The sequence below is a fragment of the Leclercia sp. EC_58 genome, from assembly GCF_019584355.1.
GTDB lineage: Bacteria > Pseudomonadota > Gammaproteobacteria > Enterobacterales > Enterobacteriaceae > Enterobacter.
In genome coordinates this window covers 1,521,733-1,537,375 of record NZ_VDAM01000001.1, presented here as the reverse complement: position 1 = coordinate 1,537,375, position 15,643 = coordinate 1,521,733, and the positions used below count along the sequence as shown (strand labels likewise).

At 54.5% G+C, this 15,643-nt stretch carries 21 protein-coding genes; 7 read left to right on the top strand and 14 right to left on the bottom strand.

From position 1 onward, the window contains the following. Positions 1–86: 86 nt before the first annotated feature. Positions 87–749: an iron-sulfur cluster repair protein YtfE gene (gene ytfE, locus FHC51_RS07540; protein WP_103823313.1), complete on the top strand. Its 663-nt coding sequence runs from the start codon at positions 87–89 to the stop codon at positions 747–749. 90 nt (positions 750–839) lie between these two features. On the opposite strand, the gene cycA is transcribed toward ytfE, so the two are convergent. Together cycA and fklB are read right to left on the bottom strand one after the other, a co-directional pair. Then, positions 840–2,249, bottom strand: a complete 1,410-nt coding sequence (gene cycA, locus FHC51_RS07535) for a D-serine/D-alanine/glycine transporter (RefSeq protein WP_103177992.1) — start codon at positions 2,247–2,249, stop codon at positions 840–842. Between the two features lie 309 nt (positions 2,250–2,558). Continuing rightward, positions 2,559–3,179, bottom strand: coding sequence for an FKBP-type peptidyl-prolyl cis-trans isomerase (gene fklB, locus FHC51_RS07530; protein ID WP_168191996.1), 621 nt, complete (start codon positions 3,177–3,179; stop codon positions 2,559–2,561). 231 nt (positions 3,180–3,410) lie between these two features. Here fklB and FHC51_RS07525 point away from each other — a divergent pair, with 231 nt between their 5' ends. Continuing rightward, a complete protein-coding gene (locus tag FHC51_RS07525; protein ID WP_114316074.1) occupies positions 3,411–4,052 on the top strand; it encodes an OapA family protein in 642 nt (213 codons plus the stop codon). Positions 4,053–4,075: 23 nt separating this feature from the next. Here the strand turns inward: FHC51_RS07525 and FHC51_RS07520 are convergent, their stop codons facing one another. The 5 genes from FHC51_RS07520 to rpsF form a co-directional block, all read right to left on the bottom strand. Next, complete coding sequence (locus FHC51_RS07520) at positions 4,076–5,017, bottom strand: DMT family transporter (RefSeq protein ID WP_103823013.1); 942 nt, start codon at positions 5,015–5,017, stop codon at positions 4,076–4,078. A gap of 153 nt (positions 5,018–5,170) precedes the next feature. After that, positions 5,171–5,620 (bottom strand): 50S ribosomal protein L9, encoded by a 450-nt coding sequence (rplI, locus tag FHC51_RS07515; protein ID WP_103177988.1) that lies wholly within the window; start codon positions 5,618–5,620, stop codon positions 5,171–5,173. 41 nt (positions 5,621–5,661) lie between these two features. Continuing rightward, entirely contained in the window at positions 5,662–5,889 is a 228-nt protein-coding gene (rpsR, locus tag FHC51_RS07510; protein WP_000135199.1) for a 30S ribosomal protein S18, read from the bottom strand. A 4-nt stretch (positions 5,890–5,893) separates the two neighbouring features. Next, positions 5,894–6,208, bottom strand: coding sequence for a primosomal replication protein N (gene priB / locus FHC51_RS07505; protein WP_103177987.1), 315 nt, complete (start codon positions 6,206–6,208; stop codon positions 5,894–5,896). Positions 6,209–6,214: 6 nt separating this feature from the next. Further along, on the bottom strand, positions 6,215–6,610 hold the full coding sequence (gene rpsF / locus FHC51_RS07500; RefSeq protein WP_103177986.1) for a 30S ribosomal protein S6: 396 nt from the start codon (positions 6,608–6,610) through the stop codon (positions 6,215–6,217). A gap of 344 nt (positions 6,611–6,954) precedes the next feature. Here rpsF and yjfY point away from each other — a divergent pair, with 344 nt between their 5' ends. After that, positions 6,955–7,230 (top strand): DUF1471 family protein YjfY, encoded by a 276-nt coding sequence (gene yjfY / locus FHC51_RS07495; RefSeq protein WP_114316075.1) that lies wholly within the window; start codon positions 6,955–6,957, stop codon positions 7,228–7,230. A 79-nt stretch (positions 7,231–7,309) separates the two neighbouring features. Here the strand turns inward: yjfY and FHC51_RS07490 are convergent, their stop codons facing one another. From FHC51_RS07490 to ulaA, 6 genes are read right to left on the bottom strand one after another with little or no spacing between them, the layout of a single operon-like run. Further along, a complete protein-coding gene (locus FHC51_RS07490) occupies positions 7,310–7,996 on the bottom strand; it encodes an L-ribulose-5-phosphate 4-epimerase (RefSeq protein WP_220435218.1) in 687 nt (228 codons plus the stop codon). Further along, positions 7,983–8,849: an L-ribulose-5-phosphate 3-epimerase gene (locus tag FHC51_RS07485; RefSeq protein ID WP_103823010.1), complete on the bottom strand. Its 867-nt coding sequence runs from the start codon at positions 8,847–8,849 to the stop codon at positions 7,983–7,985. Before FHC51_RS07485 ends, FHC51_RS07490 begins: the two co-directional genes overlap by 14 nt. A gap of 9 nt (positions 8,850–8,858) precedes the next feature. After that, the gene (locus tag FHC51_RS07480; RefSeq protein ID WP_103177982.1) at positions 8,859–9,509 is read right to left on the bottom strand and encodes a 3-keto-L-gulonate-6-phosphate decarboxylase UlaD; all 651 of its coding nucleotides are present in this window, start codon (positions 9,507–9,509) and stop codon (positions 8,859–8,861) included. Positions 9,510–9,522: 13 nt separating this feature from the next. Then, positions 9,523–9,990 carry a PTS ascorbate transporter subunit IIA gene (ulaC, locus tag FHC51_RS07475; protein ID WP_103823008.1) on the bottom strand — a complete coding sequence of 156 codons (468 nt, stop codon included), beginning with the start codon at positions 9,988–9,990 and terminating at the stop codon, positions 9,523–9,525. Positions 9,991–10,000: 10 nt separating this feature from the next. Continuing rightward, positions 10,001–10,306 (bottom strand): PTS ascorbate transporter subunit IIB, encoded by a 306-nt coding sequence (gene ulaB / locus FHC51_RS07470; RefSeq protein ID WP_103177980.1) that lies wholly within the window; start codon positions 10,304–10,306, stop codon positions 10,001–10,003. A gap of 12 nt (positions 10,307–10,318) precedes the next feature. Continuing rightward, positions 10,319–11,719: a PTS ascorbate transporter subunit IIC gene (gene ulaA, locus FHC51_RS07465; RefSeq protein ID WP_220435217.1), complete on the bottom strand. Its 1,401-nt coding sequence runs from the start codon at positions 11,717–11,719 to the stop codon at positions 10,319–10,321. Positions 11,720–12,073: 354 nt separating this feature from the next. Between ulaA and ulaG the strand changes: the two genes are divergently transcribed. Further along, a complete protein-coding gene (gene ulaG / locus FHC51_RS07460; protein WP_103823006.1) occupies positions 12,074–13,138 on the top strand; it encodes an L-ascorbate 6-phosphate lactonase in 1,065 nt (354 codons plus the stop codon). A 108-nt stretch (positions 13,139–13,246) separates the two neighbouring features. Next, positions 13,247–14,002, top strand: coding sequence for an HTH-type transcriptional regulator UlaR (ulaR, locus tag FHC51_RS07455; RefSeq protein WP_103177977.1), 756 nt, complete (start codon positions 13,247–13,249; stop codon positions 14,000–14,002). Here the strand turns inward: ulaR and yjfP are convergent. Beyond that, positions 13,999–14,730, bottom strand: a complete 732-nt coding sequence (gene yjfP / locus FHC51_RS07450) for an esterase (RefSeq protein WP_220435216.1) — start codon at positions 14,728–14,730, stop codon at positions 13,999–14,001. The two genes, ulaR and yjfP, sit on opposite strands and share 4 nt — an antisense overlap. Before the next feature lie 138 nt (positions 14,731–14,868). Between yjfP and bsmA the strand changes: the two genes are divergently transcribed. Together bsmA and yjfN are read left to right on the top strand one after the other, a co-directional pair. Beyond that, positions 14,869–15,198 carry a biofilm peroxide resistance protein BsmA gene (gene bsmA, locus FHC51_RS07445; protein WP_114316081.1) on the top strand — a complete coding sequence of 110 codons (330 nt, stop codon included), beginning with the start codon at positions 14,869–14,871 and terminating at the stop codon, positions 15,196–15,198. Between the two features lie 135 nt (positions 15,199–15,333). After that, positions 15,334–15,621 (top strand): DUF1471 family protease activator YjfN, encoded by a 288-nt coding sequence (yjfN, locus tag FHC51_RS07440; RefSeq protein WP_304608133.1) that lies wholly within the window; start codon positions 15,334–15,336, stop codon positions 15,619–15,621. Positions 15,622–15,643 lie beyond the last annotated feature (22 nt).

Here is a 15,643-nt window from a genome sequence, read left to right as displayed (position 1 = left end):
TTTTACCCCTGCCTATAAAGGGTTATAGCTTCGCCTAAAAGATGCATTTAAAATACATCTTATCAAATAACGATGAGGTAACGACCATGGCCTTCCGCGACCAACCTTTAGGCGAGCTGGCGCTCTCCATCCCACGCGCTTCCGCGCTGTTTCGTAAATACGATATGGATTACTGCTGCGGCGGTAAACAAACCCTGGCGCGTGCCGCGTCGCGTAAAGAGCTGGATCTGGACCTCATCGAAGCAGAACTGGCGAAGCTGGCCGAGCAGCCGCTGGAAAAAGACTGGCGCAGCGTGGCGCTGGCCGAAATCATCGATCACATCATCGTGCGCTTTCACGATCGCCACCGCGAACAGCTGCCGGAGCTGATCCTGCAGGCCACCAAAGTTGAGCGCGTTCATGCCGAAAAAGCCTCTGTTCCGCGCGGTCTGGCGAAGAACCTGACCCTGCTGCACGAAGAGCTCTCCAGCCACATGATGAAAGAGGAGCAGATCCTGTTCCCAATGATCAAACAGGGAATGGGCAGCCAGGCGATGGGGCCGATTAGCGTGATGGAAAGCGAGCATGACGACGCCGGTGAGCTGGTTGAGGTGATCAAGCACATCACCCATAACGTGACCCCGCCTGCGGATGCCTGCACCACCTGGCGCGCGATGTATAACGGCATTAACGAGATGATCGACGATCTGATGGAGCACATCAGTCTGGAGAATAACGTCCTGTTCCCGCGGGCGCTGGCCGGGGAATAAAAAAGCCCGGTAGCGTTAGCGCTTACCGGGCTTACAAAAGCAACGAACCGTAGGCCGGGTAAGGCGCAGCCGCCACCCGGCACAACACAATTAACGCATGCCAGCCATACGTTTCTTACCGATAAACAGCCAGCCCAGCCCCAACGCGATAAACCACAGCGGCGTGACCATCAGCGCCTGACGGGTATCCTCTTCCAGCGTCAGCAGTACCAGCACAAACACGAAGAACGCCATGCAGACCCAGCACATCAGCTTGCCCCACGGCATCTTATAGATGGATTTTTCATGCAGGTGCGGACGCTGTTTGCGGTACACCAGGTACGAGCAGAGGATGATGGTCCAGACGAACATGAACAGGATCGCCGAAACCGTGGTGATCATGGTGAACGCGCCAATCACGCTTGGGTTCACATAGAGCATCACCACGCCGCCCAGCAGGCAGATACAGGAGAAGGTCAGCCCTTTCGCCGGTACCGCACGTTTAGAGAGCTTGGCGAACGCGCTCGGGGCAACGCCTTCCTGCGCCAGACCAAAAAGCATACGGCTGGTGGAGAAGACGCCGCTGTTGGCAGACGAGGCCGCGGAGGTCAGCACCACGAAGTTAATCAGGCTTGCCGCCGCCGGTAAACCGACCAGCACAAACAGCTCAACGAACGGGCTCTTGCTGGGTACCACGGAGCTCCACGGCGTCACCGACATAATGACGATCAGCGCGAAGACATAGAACATGATGATACGCACGGGAATGGAGTTGATCGCCCGCGGCAGAGACTTCTCAGGATCTTTGGTTTCTGCGGCAGTGGTTCCCACCAGCTCAATCCCCACAAAGGCGAAGACCGCAATCTGGAAGCCGGCAAAGAACCCGCTCAGCCCTTTCGGGAACCAGCCCCCGTCGTTCCACAGATGGGTGAACGAGGCCTGCACGCCGCTCGGGGAGGTAAAATGGGTCATGATCATCACCAGGCCAACCACAATCAGGCCAACAATGGCGACGATTTTGATCATCGCGAACCAGAACTCCATCTCACCGAACATTTTTACGGTGGCGAGGTTAAGGCTCAGCAGCAGAATGATGACCGCCAGCGAGGCCACCCAGTCCGACAGGCCCGGGAACCAGAACTGCGCGTAAGCCGTAATGGCGACGACGTCGGCCATCCCGGTCACCACCCAGCAGAACCAGTAGGTCCAGCCGGTGAAGTAGCCCGCCCACGGCCCGAGAAGGTCGGAAGCAAAGTCGCTAAAGGATTTGTATTCGAGATTCGAGAGCAGCAGCTCGCCCATTGCCCGCATCACGAAAAAGAGCATAAAGCCGATGATCATATAGACAAAAATGATCGACGGCCCGGCAAGACTGATGGTTTTGCCTGACCCCATAAACAGCCCGGTACCGATAGCGCCGCCGATGGCGATAAGCTGAATATGACGGTTTGTGAGATTTCGCCGTAGCGATTGTTCAGACGGTGCCTCTTCGTCGGCAACGACTTTTACCTGATCTACCATGTGATGTTTTCCTGTTGTTACTGCCTGTGTTGTTTAGGCTCTTCTGGCCCTTTATTACGTCGAAAAGCGATAGCCCCGGTTAAGGACTCATCGATATTAGGTAAGAATCGGCGGGATGAATACTTTGATTTAAATATTATGTTAACAATATGTTGAAACTGAGTGACATATCACTTAAGCCACGCAAAACAGCTCACAAAAATACACTTACTGTGACCTTTTGCAAGATAATCTGTTGGCTGGGGCGTAACTATAGGTTTTTTAACTAATTTCCCCTCCCCTGCCGGGGAGAGGAAGAGGAGAGGTCGCTTACAGGATTTCCAGCAATTCGACTTCAAAGACCAGGGTGCTGAATGGCGGAATAGAGGCGCCAGCGCCACGCTCGCCGTAGGCCAGGTTCTGTGGGATAGTCAGCTCCCATTTAGAACCAACCGGCATCAGGGTCAGGGCTTCGATCCAGCCAGGGATCACGCCGTTTACCGGGAATTCTGCCGGTTCGCCGCGGGCAACAGAGCTGTCGAACACGGTGCCGTCAATCAGTTTACCGGTGTAGTGCACGCGAACGTGGTCGGTACGCGCCGGGATTGGACCTTCGCCCTGGGTGATAACGCGGAACTGCAGACCGGTTTCGGTGCTGTTCACGCCTTCGCGCTCACGGTTCTCTTCAAGGAATTTCTCGCCTGCCGCAGCCATCTCTTCGAAACGGGCGCGACGCACAGCGTCTGCACGTTCGTGGATTTCACGCAGCGCGCGGTGAACCACATCTACCGGAACCGCTGGCTGTTTACCTTCCAGCGCATCGGCGATACCCGCCACCAGCGCTTCAGGTAACAGACCCTGCAGACCTGATTCGCTCAGCTGCTGTCCTACCTGCAAACCAATGCCGTAGCTTGCCTGCGCTTCGATTGTGTCAAAAGTCGGGGTGGTCATGGGATTTCCTTCCATCACATTTAAAGTAGCGGGCAGCATAACAGCCACCTTCCATCCGGTAAAACTTTGTCTTATGGAAAGATGACAAATTACGACGAAACGGAAACAATAGAGGCTATCTGGATTTTTCCCGAATGCGTGTCACGGAAGCTGGCTTTGTTACGCTCATCAGGCAGTTAGCAAACTATACTTCTCGGGACAGGAAAAAAGACGCGGAGCAGGAGGAGAGCCATGCCCGGGCCATTTGAACTAAAACCTACCCTGACGAAAATCTGGCATGCGCCAGATAACTTTCGCATCATGGACCCGCTGCCGCCGCTGCACCGCAGAGGCATTATTATCGGTGCGCTGATGGTGATTGTCGGTTTTCTGCTGCCAGGCGGCGCGGACGACAGCGCCACAGCGCCCGTGCGTCGTGATGCCGAACTGGATTTCCGTTCGCAGACGCAGCCGCAGCCAGATTCACAGCCGATGCAAACGCAGCTGGTGTCACCCTCTAACGATCCCGGCCAGGTCGCGCCTGTTGAGCCGGAGCCGATTCAGGAAGAGCAGCCCCAGGAGCAGGCCGCCGCGCCGGTACAATCCCAGCAATCCCCTCCCGGTATTGAACAGCAGTGGCGTTCCTACCGTGTAGAATCGGGCAAAACGATGGCGCAGCTATTCCGCGATCACAACCTGCCGCCAACCGACGTCTATGCCATGGCGCAGGTTGAGGGGCCAGGCAAGCCGTTAAGCAATCTGCAAAACGGCCAGATGGTGCAGATCCGCCAGAATGCGAGCGGCGTGGTGACAGGGCTGACCATTGACAGCGGCAACGGCCAGCAGGTGCTGTTTACCCGTCAGTCTGACGGCAGCTTCATCCGCGCCAGATAGCGGTTCGCCCGGTGGCGTAACGCTTACCGGGCCTGCTTTTCACTGACTTTGTTAACCCACCAGATCCCCGAGCAGACCAACACCAGCGCCACAACGTATTTGATCTCCAGGATATTTTCGCCGAGGAAAATGGCCGAAAGGACGGTTCCGGCCACCGGTACTAAGAAGTTGAACGGGGCGATCATGCTGACGCGGTTATATTTCAGCAGCAAACTCCACAGTGCAAACGCCACCGATGAGAGCAGAGTCAGGTAGCCCAGGATGGCCGCCGCTTTGACGCTGGGAACGGCCAGCGTTCCGCCGGTGATATAGCCTCCCACCACCAGCATCACCCCACCTATCGCCAGCTGCCAGCCGGTCATCACCATCGGATCCACCGTCTGAGAGATGCGTTTACCGTACAGCGTGGCGGCAGAGAGGATAAACGCCGCCAGCACCACAAAACCATCCCCGTTCCAGACGAAGTGGAAGTCCTGCAAGCCGCTGTTAAAGTTCACGATCATCACCCCGGCAAACCCGAGGATACAACCGAGGGCTTTGTTGTAGCTGATCTTGTCGTTCTGATAGATAAAGTGCGCCAGCATGACGCTGAAAAAGGTGGCGGTCGCGTTCATGATCGACCCTTTGGCGCCCGTTGTGTATGCCAGACCGATATAAAAGAACGTGTACTGGATCGTCGTCTGCGTCAGGCCCAGTATCGTCAGTTGCCCGAACTGGCGCGGGCTGAGCCGACCAATCGGCTTGCGCTGGGCCAAAGCGAGCAGCAGCAATAGCAGGCCAGCAAAAACAAAGCGATACCCCGCAAAGACCACTTTTGATGGAATGTCGTTGGTGGCGATATGAAAGAGTTCGTAGCCACTCTTGATCGCGGGATAGGAGCTACCCCATAGCAGACAGCACAGCGTAGCACTGGCGAACACAATGTTTTTACGGGAGAAAAGCGGTGCGGGCAGAGCGGTATCCATGACAAATCCCAAAGATAAAATAGTGTTTCATTTTATTATCAGGGAATGCGCAAGGAATAGCCACCATACAAGTCACAAAGAAGGGAACAGGACGCGTTAAAAAGCAAAACGCCGGCACAAGGCCGGCGCTTCGACGTGGTGAAGAGTAATTACTTACTCAGCAACAACGTTAACAACCAGTTTCGCGAAGACTTCGCTGTGAACCTGGAAGTCCACTTCGTGCTCACCGGTGGTACGCAGAACGCCGTTCGGCAGACGAACTTCGCTCTTAGCAACGTCAACGCCAGCTGCAGTTACAGCGTCAGCGATGTCGCGGGTACCGATGGAACCGAACAGTTTACCTTCGTCGCCAGATTTAGACGCGATGGTAACGGTGCCCAGTGCGTTGATTTTCTCAGCGCGAGCGTTAGCAGCCGCCAGAACGTCAGCCAGTTTGGCTTCCAGTTCAGCACGACGTGCTTCGAAAAACTCTACGTTTTTCTTGGTAGCAGGAACAGCTTTACCCTGTGGAACCAGGAAGTTACGAGCGTAGCCCGCTTTAACGTTTACCTGATCACCCAGGCTGCCCAGGTTTGCTACTTTATCAAGCAGAATAACTTGCATTACCTTATCCTCTTAAAGTCGTATTAATGGACCGTGCCCGATTACTGATGACGATCAGTGTACGGCAGCAGAGACAGGTAGCGAGCGCGTTTGATAGCGCGAGCCAGCTGACGCTGGTATTTTGCACGAGTACCGGTGATACGGCTTGGGACAATCTTACCGCTTTCGGTGATGTAGTTTTTCAGCGTTGCGATATCTTTATAGTCGATCTCTTGAACGCCTTCCGCGGTGAAACGGCAGAACTTGCGACGACGGAAATAACGTGCCATTTGGCTAGTCTCCAGAATCTATCAAATCAATCTGCTCGGCATGCAGAACAAGTTTGCTCAGGCCGTTCTTTGCCTTGTGGCAAGAGATGAACCCCTGAACCGTTACTGCGCTACCGACCGTTATACTGTGAGTAATGGCCTGGTTTTCGTGACCGCTAATAATAACGGGCATTTGGCACCACGCCTGCCGGTTAAACCCGGCTTCCTCCTGCACTGAACGATGCTCAAGCACGAACTGGCAGTGAGGAATTCCTGATGGGCTGACCTTGCGAAGTGGGGTCCTGCACACGGTACCGGACAACACCAGACGGTTGGTCATCAGAAATTACTCTTCAGAATCCCCAGCATCAGAATCATCTGCGGTTTCGTTTGCGAAATCATCGCGACGCTCACGGCGCTCGTCTTTCGCTTTAACCATCGGAGATGCTTCGGTCACTGCGTTTTTGGTACGCATAACCATGCTGCGGATAACGGCATCGTTGAAGCGGAAGTTAGTTTCCAGCTCATCGATCGCTTCCTGCGGAGCTTCAACGTTCATCAGAACGTAGTGAGCTTTGTGCAGTTTGTTGATCGGATAAGCCAGCTGACGACGGCCCCAGTCTTCCAGACGGTGGATCGTGCCTTCTGCTGCAGTGATTGCACCAGTGTAGCGCTCGATCATACCCGGAACCTGTTCGCTCTGGTCAGGATGGACCATAAAAACGATTTCGTAATGACGCATCGAATTGCTCCTTACGGATTATTCAGCCTCCTGTCTGGGTCAGCCGAGGCCCGGGGAGGCAAGGAACGTGTTAAAGGTCGGCTGAAAAATTGACGCGTCATAATACTTGCGCACCCTTCGAAACTCAAGCTGATTGCGCAAATAATTCGCACAAAGCGCAAAGCGGTTGTAAGTGGGTGATTTACCATTACTCACGGGCGATCGCGGCGATTTTTTGAACAACTGCATCAGAAATGGTCGCCATAGCCTGCGAGATTCGTGCTTACACTTTAATCAGACCCTGTCTCTGGACAAAAGACAGCCGTGAATATCGTCGCACCGTAGTTAGTCGTGGAGCGCATATCATGAAAAAATTCACCCTTGCCGTTCTGGCTGCGCTTTTGCTTTGTGCAAACGCGACAGCAGCCATTCAGGTTGATGGCCGACAGGCCAGAAATATGGATGATGTGCAAAGTCTGGGCGTCATTTATATCAACCATAACTTCGCCACGGAAAGTGAAGCGACTGAAGCCATTAATGCAGAAGCCGATGCGCGGGATGCCCGCTACTATCACGTCATGCTCACCCGTGAACCGGGCAGCAACGGCAATATGCACGTCAGCGCAGATATCTATCGGTAACGCTTTGACGCTAGCACCAGGAAAGCCAACAACGAAAAAATTGTCATAGTCTTATTAGCCCCCTGCCCGGGGGCTTTTTTTATTTTTGCCCGTAATAAGCATTCGGGCCATGTTTACGCATAAAGTGCTTGTCCATCAGATAGCTGTCTATAGGTTTCAGGCATGGATTAATACCGCGCGCAATCCACGCCATTCTCGCCACCTCTTCCATTACCACGGCATTGTGCACGGCATCATGGGCATCTTTACCCCAGGCGAAGGGGCCATGTTGATAGACCACAATTCCCGGCGTGTGCAGCGGTTCGCCGTCACCCAGCGTTTCAATAATCACCTTGCCGGTATTGAGCTCGTATTCGCCGAGCACCTCCTCTTCGGTGAGTGCGCGCGTGCAGGGGATATCGCCAAAGAAATAGTCTGCATGGGTGGTGCCGAGCGCGGGGATCGCCTGCCCTGCCTGCGCCCAGGCTGTCGCATGGGTCGAGTGGGTATGCACTACCCCGCCAAGGGAGGGATAACGCCGGTAGAGCGCCAGGTGGGTCGCGGTATCAGACGAGGGTCGCCACTGCCCCTCCACGACCTTACCGTCGAGATCCACTACGACCATATCTTCCATGCGCATGGTCTCGTAGGCCACCCCGCTGGGTTTGATCGCCACCAGCCCGCGCTGACGGTCAATCGCGCTGACGTTTCCCCAGGTAAAGGTCACCAGACCGTAACGCGGCAAATCCATGTTTGCCTCAAATACCTGCTGTTTAAGCTGCTGCATGATCTTCCTCCCCAAGCCCGGCTCGCGCCATACGCTCAAGTACCCAGTCACGCGCCTGCACCACTTCGCGCTCAGGATCGTCCGACGTTTCACTCCACATCTCGATCAGGTAAGGCCCACAATAGCCACTCTGTTTTAACGTCTGGAAACAGCGTTCAAAATCGACGACTCCGCTGCCAAACGGTACGTTTTTGAAGACGCCGGGACGGGTATCTTTCACATGTACCGCCACGATATGTCCGATGCCGGCCTGCAGCTCCATCTGCACGTCGTTATCCCACGCAGAGAGATTGCCGATGTCGGGATAGAGCTGGAACCACGGATTATTCAGGTAATGGGCATAACCCAATGCCTTGCTGATGGAGTTCATCAGCGGGTAATCCATGATCTCCATCGCCAGGGTGACCTGCGCGCGGCTGGCCATTTCAACGCTCTCTTTCAGGCCATCACGGAAACGACGGCGCGTCTCATCATTGGCTTCCTGATAGTAAACGTCGTAACCGGCAAGCTGGATTACGCGAATCCCGACATCCTGCGCAAAGCGAATTGCTTTACGCATGATCTCAAGGCCCTGCGCCCGCACCGCGTCATCTTCACTGCCGAGCGGAAAACGACGGTGGGCGCTCAGGCACATCGAGGGGACGCGCACGCCAGTTTCGGCGACGGCGTCCACCAGCGCCAGACGCTGCTCGCGGCTCCAGTCGAGTCGGGAAAGACGCGCATCCGTCTCATCCACCGACATTTCAACGAAATCGAATCCCAGCCGTTTCGCCAGCCGCAGCCGCTCAAGCCAGCACTCCCCGGTGGGGAGCGCCTTTTCATAGATGCCAAGCGGAACCTGTTTGCTTAACATAACCGCTCCTTATCCCCACAGCTGGGCGATGGAACGTTTAAACTGACGCGCCGCTTCCACCGGCGAGGCGGCATCGCGAATGCTGCGACCGGCGATAAAGACGTGGATAGGAATGCCGGCAAACAGCGGCAAATCTTCGAGCGCCAGCCCGCCCGTCACCGTAACCTTAAAGCCCATATCCGCCAGACGCTTAACGGCGCTGATATCCGCCTCGCCCCACGCGACCCCCGCGGCCTGCGCATCGCGGCTGCGGTGATAGACCACCTGCTGAATACCCGCAGCGCGCCACGCTTCTGCCTGCTCCCAGGTCCAGAAGCCCGTGAGTTCGATCTGCACGTCACCGTTAAATTCTTTCGCGACTTCCAGCGCGCCTTTCGCGGTGTTGATATCTGCGCAGCAGATGACCGTCACCCAGTCGGCATTGGCTTCGAAACACATCCGCGACAGGATTTTGCCCGCATCGGCAATTTTGGCGTCAGCCAGCACGATCTTATGCGGATAGAGGGCTTTCAGATCGCGGACGGCACGGACCCCCTCCCCGACGCACAGAATGGTGCCCACTTCGATAATGTCTACCTCTTCCGCGATCAGACGCGTGGTTTCGTAAGCGTGGGCCAGAGTCTGGTTATCCAGCGCAACCTGCAACATTGGTAATGACATGTTCAACTCCCTTTTAAGCTGCCGCCGCAGTGGCATTGTCGATTAAATCCAGCACGTCCTGCGCGGTACGGCAGGCGCGTAAACGGTCAAAATTGGCTTCATCTTCAAACAGGTTGACGATCTGCATAATGCCCACCTCCTGGTGGGTATTGGCATCAACGGCCGCCATGGTGATCAGGATGTCCACCGGATCGTTATCTTCGTGGTTAAACACCAGCGGCGTTTTCAGGGTGACCAGGGCGAAACCGGTTTTTTTGACCCCCTCTTCCGGGCGGCCATGCGGCATCGCCAGCCCTGGCGCAATCACAAAATAGGGCCCGAACTGCTCAACGCCATCAAGAATGGCCTGGTAATAACGCGGCTCAACGACATCCGCCTTAACCAGCAAATCAACGCCCAGCTTTACCGCCTCCTGCCAGGTATTGGCCTCGGCCTGGAGAAGGATGGAATTATTCTCCGCCAGCGAATCACGTAGTTTCATATGCCTCTCCTTACTTCACATCTTGCGGAAAGTGCGCTTTGATCACTTCCAGCAGTTTTGGGCCGAAGTCCGCAGGCGACAGCATGTTGCGTACACCCACCACATATTTATTGCCTGCGACGCTAATCTCACCGGCGATGTGGGTAGAGGCGATGATGATGTCCGCGCCGTTCAGTTCACTTTTGTATTCACCCACCGCGCAGCTGTTTACCGTGTGGTCAATGTTTGACTGGGTTAAAAACTGGTCCACTTTCATCTTCATGATCATGGAGCTCCCTTGCCCATTGCCACACACAGCCAGGATACGTACGGTCATAATCAAAACTCCTTAGTGAGCAGAAACTTCTGCTGTTTGTTTTTCCGCATCTTCTTCCGCCCGCAGCGTACGGCCAGCGAAGAACATGTAAGCCAGTGCAATCAGAATGATGACGCCCATAAAAATAAGGCCGACAGAGGCGAAGCCCTGCATCATTGGCGGCGCCAGGATTGACCAGTCCGCCATGCCCATCCAGGCGCTCATACCGGTCAGTTTGACCGCCCACACGCAGCCGAAGATTTCAACCATGCCCATCACCAGGCAGATCTTGAGCGCCGCGCGCCAGCCGCCAAAGTGGTTAGCGAACACGCCGATAGTGGCGTTGGAGAAGAACATCGGGATAAAGCCAGGAATGATCAGGATGGAGGAGCCGCAGCCCACCAGGATGGCCACCGCAATCAGCTGGCCGATGGTGCCCCACATAAAGCCCCAGACGACGGCGTTCGGCGCGAAGCTATAAATCGCCGCGCAGTCAATTGCCAGTACGGCGCCAGGGATCAGGCGTTGAGAAATACCGTTGAAGGCCTCAGACAGTTCAGCCACGAACATGCGTACGCCCTGGGTGATGATGAAAATCGCTACCGCGAAGGAGAAGCCGGTTTGCAGGATATAGATAGACCAGTGCGTTTTACCGGCCATCGCCTGCACCGTATCAATACCGAATGAGAGCAGGATCGCGCCGAAGAAAATGGTCATCACGATGGCGGTAGAGACAATATTGTCGTGGAAGATATTCAGCCAGCCGGGCAGCTTCAGATCTTCAACGCTCTCCTCTTTTTTCCCCAGATACGGGGCGACTTTATAGGCAATCCAGGAGGCAAACTGCTGTTGATGGCCGATAGAGAAACCGCAGCCGTCGGTCACTTCCTGCGTCGGCTTGTACATCATATTGGAGGTGATGCCCCAATAGAGCGAGACCAGGATCGCCGTGCAGATAATGGTGGTCCACATCGGGTAGCCGAAGATATAGAGGGAAACCGCAATCAATCCGGCCTGCTGGAACATGATGTGGCCGGTGAGCATGATGGTGCGGATGCCGGTAATCCGACGCAGCAGAACGTAAATGATGTTCAGCGCCAACGCGAGCAGGACGGCGTATCCCACCCAGCTATAGGCATCTCCCATACGTTCGATAGTGGCCATCATTGAGGCGTAGGTGTCTGATATCGCGCCGTTGATGCCATACACTTCCGACATTTTGGCGACAACGGGTTTAAAGGTGCTGGTTAAAATGCCTGAACCCGCCTGAAGCAGCATAAAACCGATGATGGTTTTAATGGTGCCTTTGATTATCACGCTCACGCTTTTACGCAGCAGGATATAACCCAGACACGTCACGATACCCAACAGCAGCGGGGCGTTGGTCATGACCTGATTAAAAAAGACGGTAAAGACGCTGTAGAGGAGCTCCATAACACTCTCCGGTAAAGGCAGTACGATGCCTAATGTTCGTACAACAGGCCACCACTCTAGTAATCACAAATAATCACCACAAGATTGAATTTGATTATTTGTGACGTATCACGCAAATTATTTCCACCCTAAGTGCAATGTCTTTATCCGCACCTATGTGCTATCAATAAAAAATATTTATTTCAATAAGTTAACAAATACAAAGCATAAAAATCACGTATAGGATTTTTAATCAGAGCAGCTTTAGATTGGCGTAACGCTCGCAAATCGCCATTGCAATGCTGATTCATTGGTGCCAATATCAATCAAAACACGTCACCAAATGATTACTTGTGATAGAGAGGGAGTCTGACTATGAGTAAAGTGAACACTATTACCCGCGAATCATGGATCCTCAGCACCTTCCCGGAATGGGGGAGTTGGCTGAATGAGGAGATCGAGCAGGAGCAAGTCGCGCCGGGCACATTTGCGATGTGGTGGCTGGGTTGTACCGGCATCTGGCTGAAATCTCAGGGCGGGGCTAATGTTTGCGTCGATTTCTGGTGCGGCACTGGCAAACAGAGCCACGGCAACCCGCTGATGAAAAAAGGTCATCAGATGCAGCGTATGGCGGGCGTCGAGAAGCTGCAGCCAAACCTGCGTACCACGCCATTTGTCCTTGATCCTTTTGCGATTCGTCAGATAGATGCCGTCCTCTCGACCCACGATCACAACGATCACATCGACGTTAACGTCGCGGCGGCAGTCATGCAGAACTGTGCGGATGACGTGCCTTTCATTGGGCCGCAGACCTGCGTCGATTTGTGGATCGGTTGGGGCGTGCCAAAAGAGCGCTGCATCGTAGTGAAACCGGGCGATGTGGTGAAAATCAAAGACATTGAAATTCATGCCCTCGATGCGTTTGACCGTACAGCGCTGATTACTCTGCCAGCCGATCAAAAGGCAGCGGGTGTGTTACCGGACGGCATGGACCAACGTGCGGTGAACTACCTGTTCAAAACCCCGGGCGGTACGCTGTACCACAGCGGTGACTCACACTACTCCAACTACTATGCCAAACACGGTAACGAGCACCATATCGACGTGGCGCTGGGCTCCTATGGCGAAAACCCACGCGGCATCACCGATAAGATGACCAGCGCTGACATTCTGCGCATGGCTGAAGCGTTGAATACCCAGGTGGTGATTCCGTTCCACCATGATATCTGGTCAAACTTCCAGGCCGATCCGCAGGAGATCCGCGTGCTGTGGGAGATGAAAAAAGATCGGCTGAAATATGGCTTTAAGCCCTTTATCTGGCAGGTGGGCGGCAAGTTTACCTGGCCGCTGGATAAGGATAATTTCGAATATCACTACCCGCGCGGCTTTGACGACTGCTTTACCATTGAGCCGGATCTGCCGTTCAAATCTTTCCTGTAATTGGCCCCTCATCGCCAGGCGCTGCGCCTGGCGATTCCAACTTTTGCTTAGTAATTTCAGGCTATTTCAAATATCATCTTTTAAAATCAATTTATTTCGGAATAGCTCATGACAGAAGCACAACGTCATCAAATCTTACTGGAACTCCTGGCGCAAACGGGGTTTGTTACCGTTGAACAGGTGATTGCCCGGCTGGGCGTTTCTCCCGCCACGGCACGCCGGGATATCAACAAACTTGATGAGAGCGGTAAGCTGAAAAAGGTGCGTAACGGCGCGGAAGGGATCAGCCAGCAGCGCCCACGCTGGTCGCCGATGAATATTCATCAGGCGCAGAACCACGACGAGAAAGTACGTATTGCCAGAGCCGCCTCCCAACTGGTTAATCCTGGCGAAAGCGTGGTGATTAACTGCGGTTCCACCGCCTTTCTGTTGGGCCGCGAGATGTGCGGCAAACCGGTGCAGATCATCACCAACTACCTGCCGCTGGCCAACTACCTGATCGACCAGGAGCACGAAAGCGTGGTGATCATGGGCGGACAGTACAACAAGAGCCAGTCCATCACCCTAAGCCCGCAGGACAGCGAGAACACGCTCTATGCCGGCCACTGGATGTTTACCAGCGGCAAAGGGCTCACCGCCGAAGGGCTGTATAAAACCGACATGCTGACGGCGATGGCGGAGCAGAAGATGCTGAACGTGGTCGGCAAGCTGGTGGTCCTGGTCGACAGCAGCAAGGTCGGGGAACGAGCGGGCATGCTCTTCAGCCGTGCCGAGCAGATAGACATGGTGATCACCGGTAAAAACGCTAACCCACAGATCCTCCAGAAACTGGAAGATCAGGGCGTGAAGATCCTGCGCGTTTAAAGGTGCTGGCGGAAAAACGCGACCGTGGCGTCGAGCGCGCCCGGCGTAATACGGTGTTTGACTCCCGCCTCCCACAGACAGGTCAGATTTTTATCCAGCCCTTCCTGCTGCAACGCCTGTTGCAGGCGGAACGTCTCCCCGGCGGGCACCACATCATCCTCCTCACCATGCCACAGCAGCAGCGGGCGGTCAGCCAGACGCGGTAGCGCGGTCGTTACCTCCCAGTCAGCAAGCGGTGCGACCATCGACGCGAATGACTCGGGTTGCTGCGGCGGAAACAGCGTACGGGCCAGCGAGGTAAAGTAGCCCGAGCCCATCAGGCTTGCCACACATTTGACCTCCGGATAGCGCGCCATAATGCCCAGCGCGGTCATCCCGCCCATCGAGGCCCCGGCGACCGCAAGGCGTTCATCCGCCACCAGCCCGGCCTGATACAAAGTATCCCGCAGCGCGGCAAACTCGATGAGGTTGCCATGCAGGATCGGCCAGAACTGTCCCAGGCGGGCCTGCTCATCACCGTTAAAACGGGCCCCGTGATCGGGCGCATCCGGCATCACCACCCGAAAACCAGCTTGCGCCAGCGCCACCGCAAAATAGCTGTAGACCAGTTTTGATGAGGTAAAACCATGATAAAAAATAACAACTGGCAACGGCTTAGCCCCCTTTCCTGCGGGAACAGCATGTACAATCTCATGGTCGCCAAGCTGCTGTACTTCAAGTTCAATCATAATTGGGCCTCATACTTATGGGTGAATCATAATGTTGAGAACTGGCTTACGCTTTCACACAATTTTCATTCGAAATTTACGCTATAGCTAACAATTTGGGAACATTCCCCCAATGTCAAATCAACAGAGATCTACACTATGGCTATCAGGAAACGAGACAGGTTTATGCGAAAGGTTGCTGCTTTAACGCTGATGGTGTTGTTGGGCGGATGTAGCGTATTGCAAGGTACGCCGCAGCCTGCGCCACCGGTCGCCGATCACCCCCAGGAGATACGTCGTAATCAAACGGAAGGATTACAGCGAATGGGTACCGTGACCGCACTCGAGCGAGGCTCTCCCGATGATGCGGCAGAGGCCATTAAAGCAAAAGCTGTCGCCGCGAAAGCAGATTATTACGTCATCGTCCTTATCGATGAAACCATCGTGACGGGACAATGGTATTCGCAAGCCATTTTATACCGTAAATAACGCGCGGTATTTAAACGACATTTACACTGCTTTGCGTCCATAGACGTTTTCCTGTCCACAATAAACTCCAGCCAGTGACAATGGAAATGAGTTTATTAGCGAAGGATTGCCCGGCGGATACCGGGGACACGTAAAATGGAGCTGACGATGAAACGATCTCTTGCTTTGACCACACTGTTACTCTCAGCCGGTCTGGTGAGTACGGCAGCACAGTCAGCTGAATTTGCCAGCGCTGATTGTGTGACGGGTTTAAATGAAATTGGATTGATCTCCGTGAGTGATATCTCAGGGAGTCCGCAGGACGTAGAGCGCATGATTGCGCTGAAAGCCGATGAGCAGGGTGCCTCGTGGTATCGCATCATAAAAATGCAGGAAGATAGCCATGTCGATCGCTGGCGAGCGCAGGCCATTCTTTACGTCTGAAACCGTCAATAAAAGCCACTAA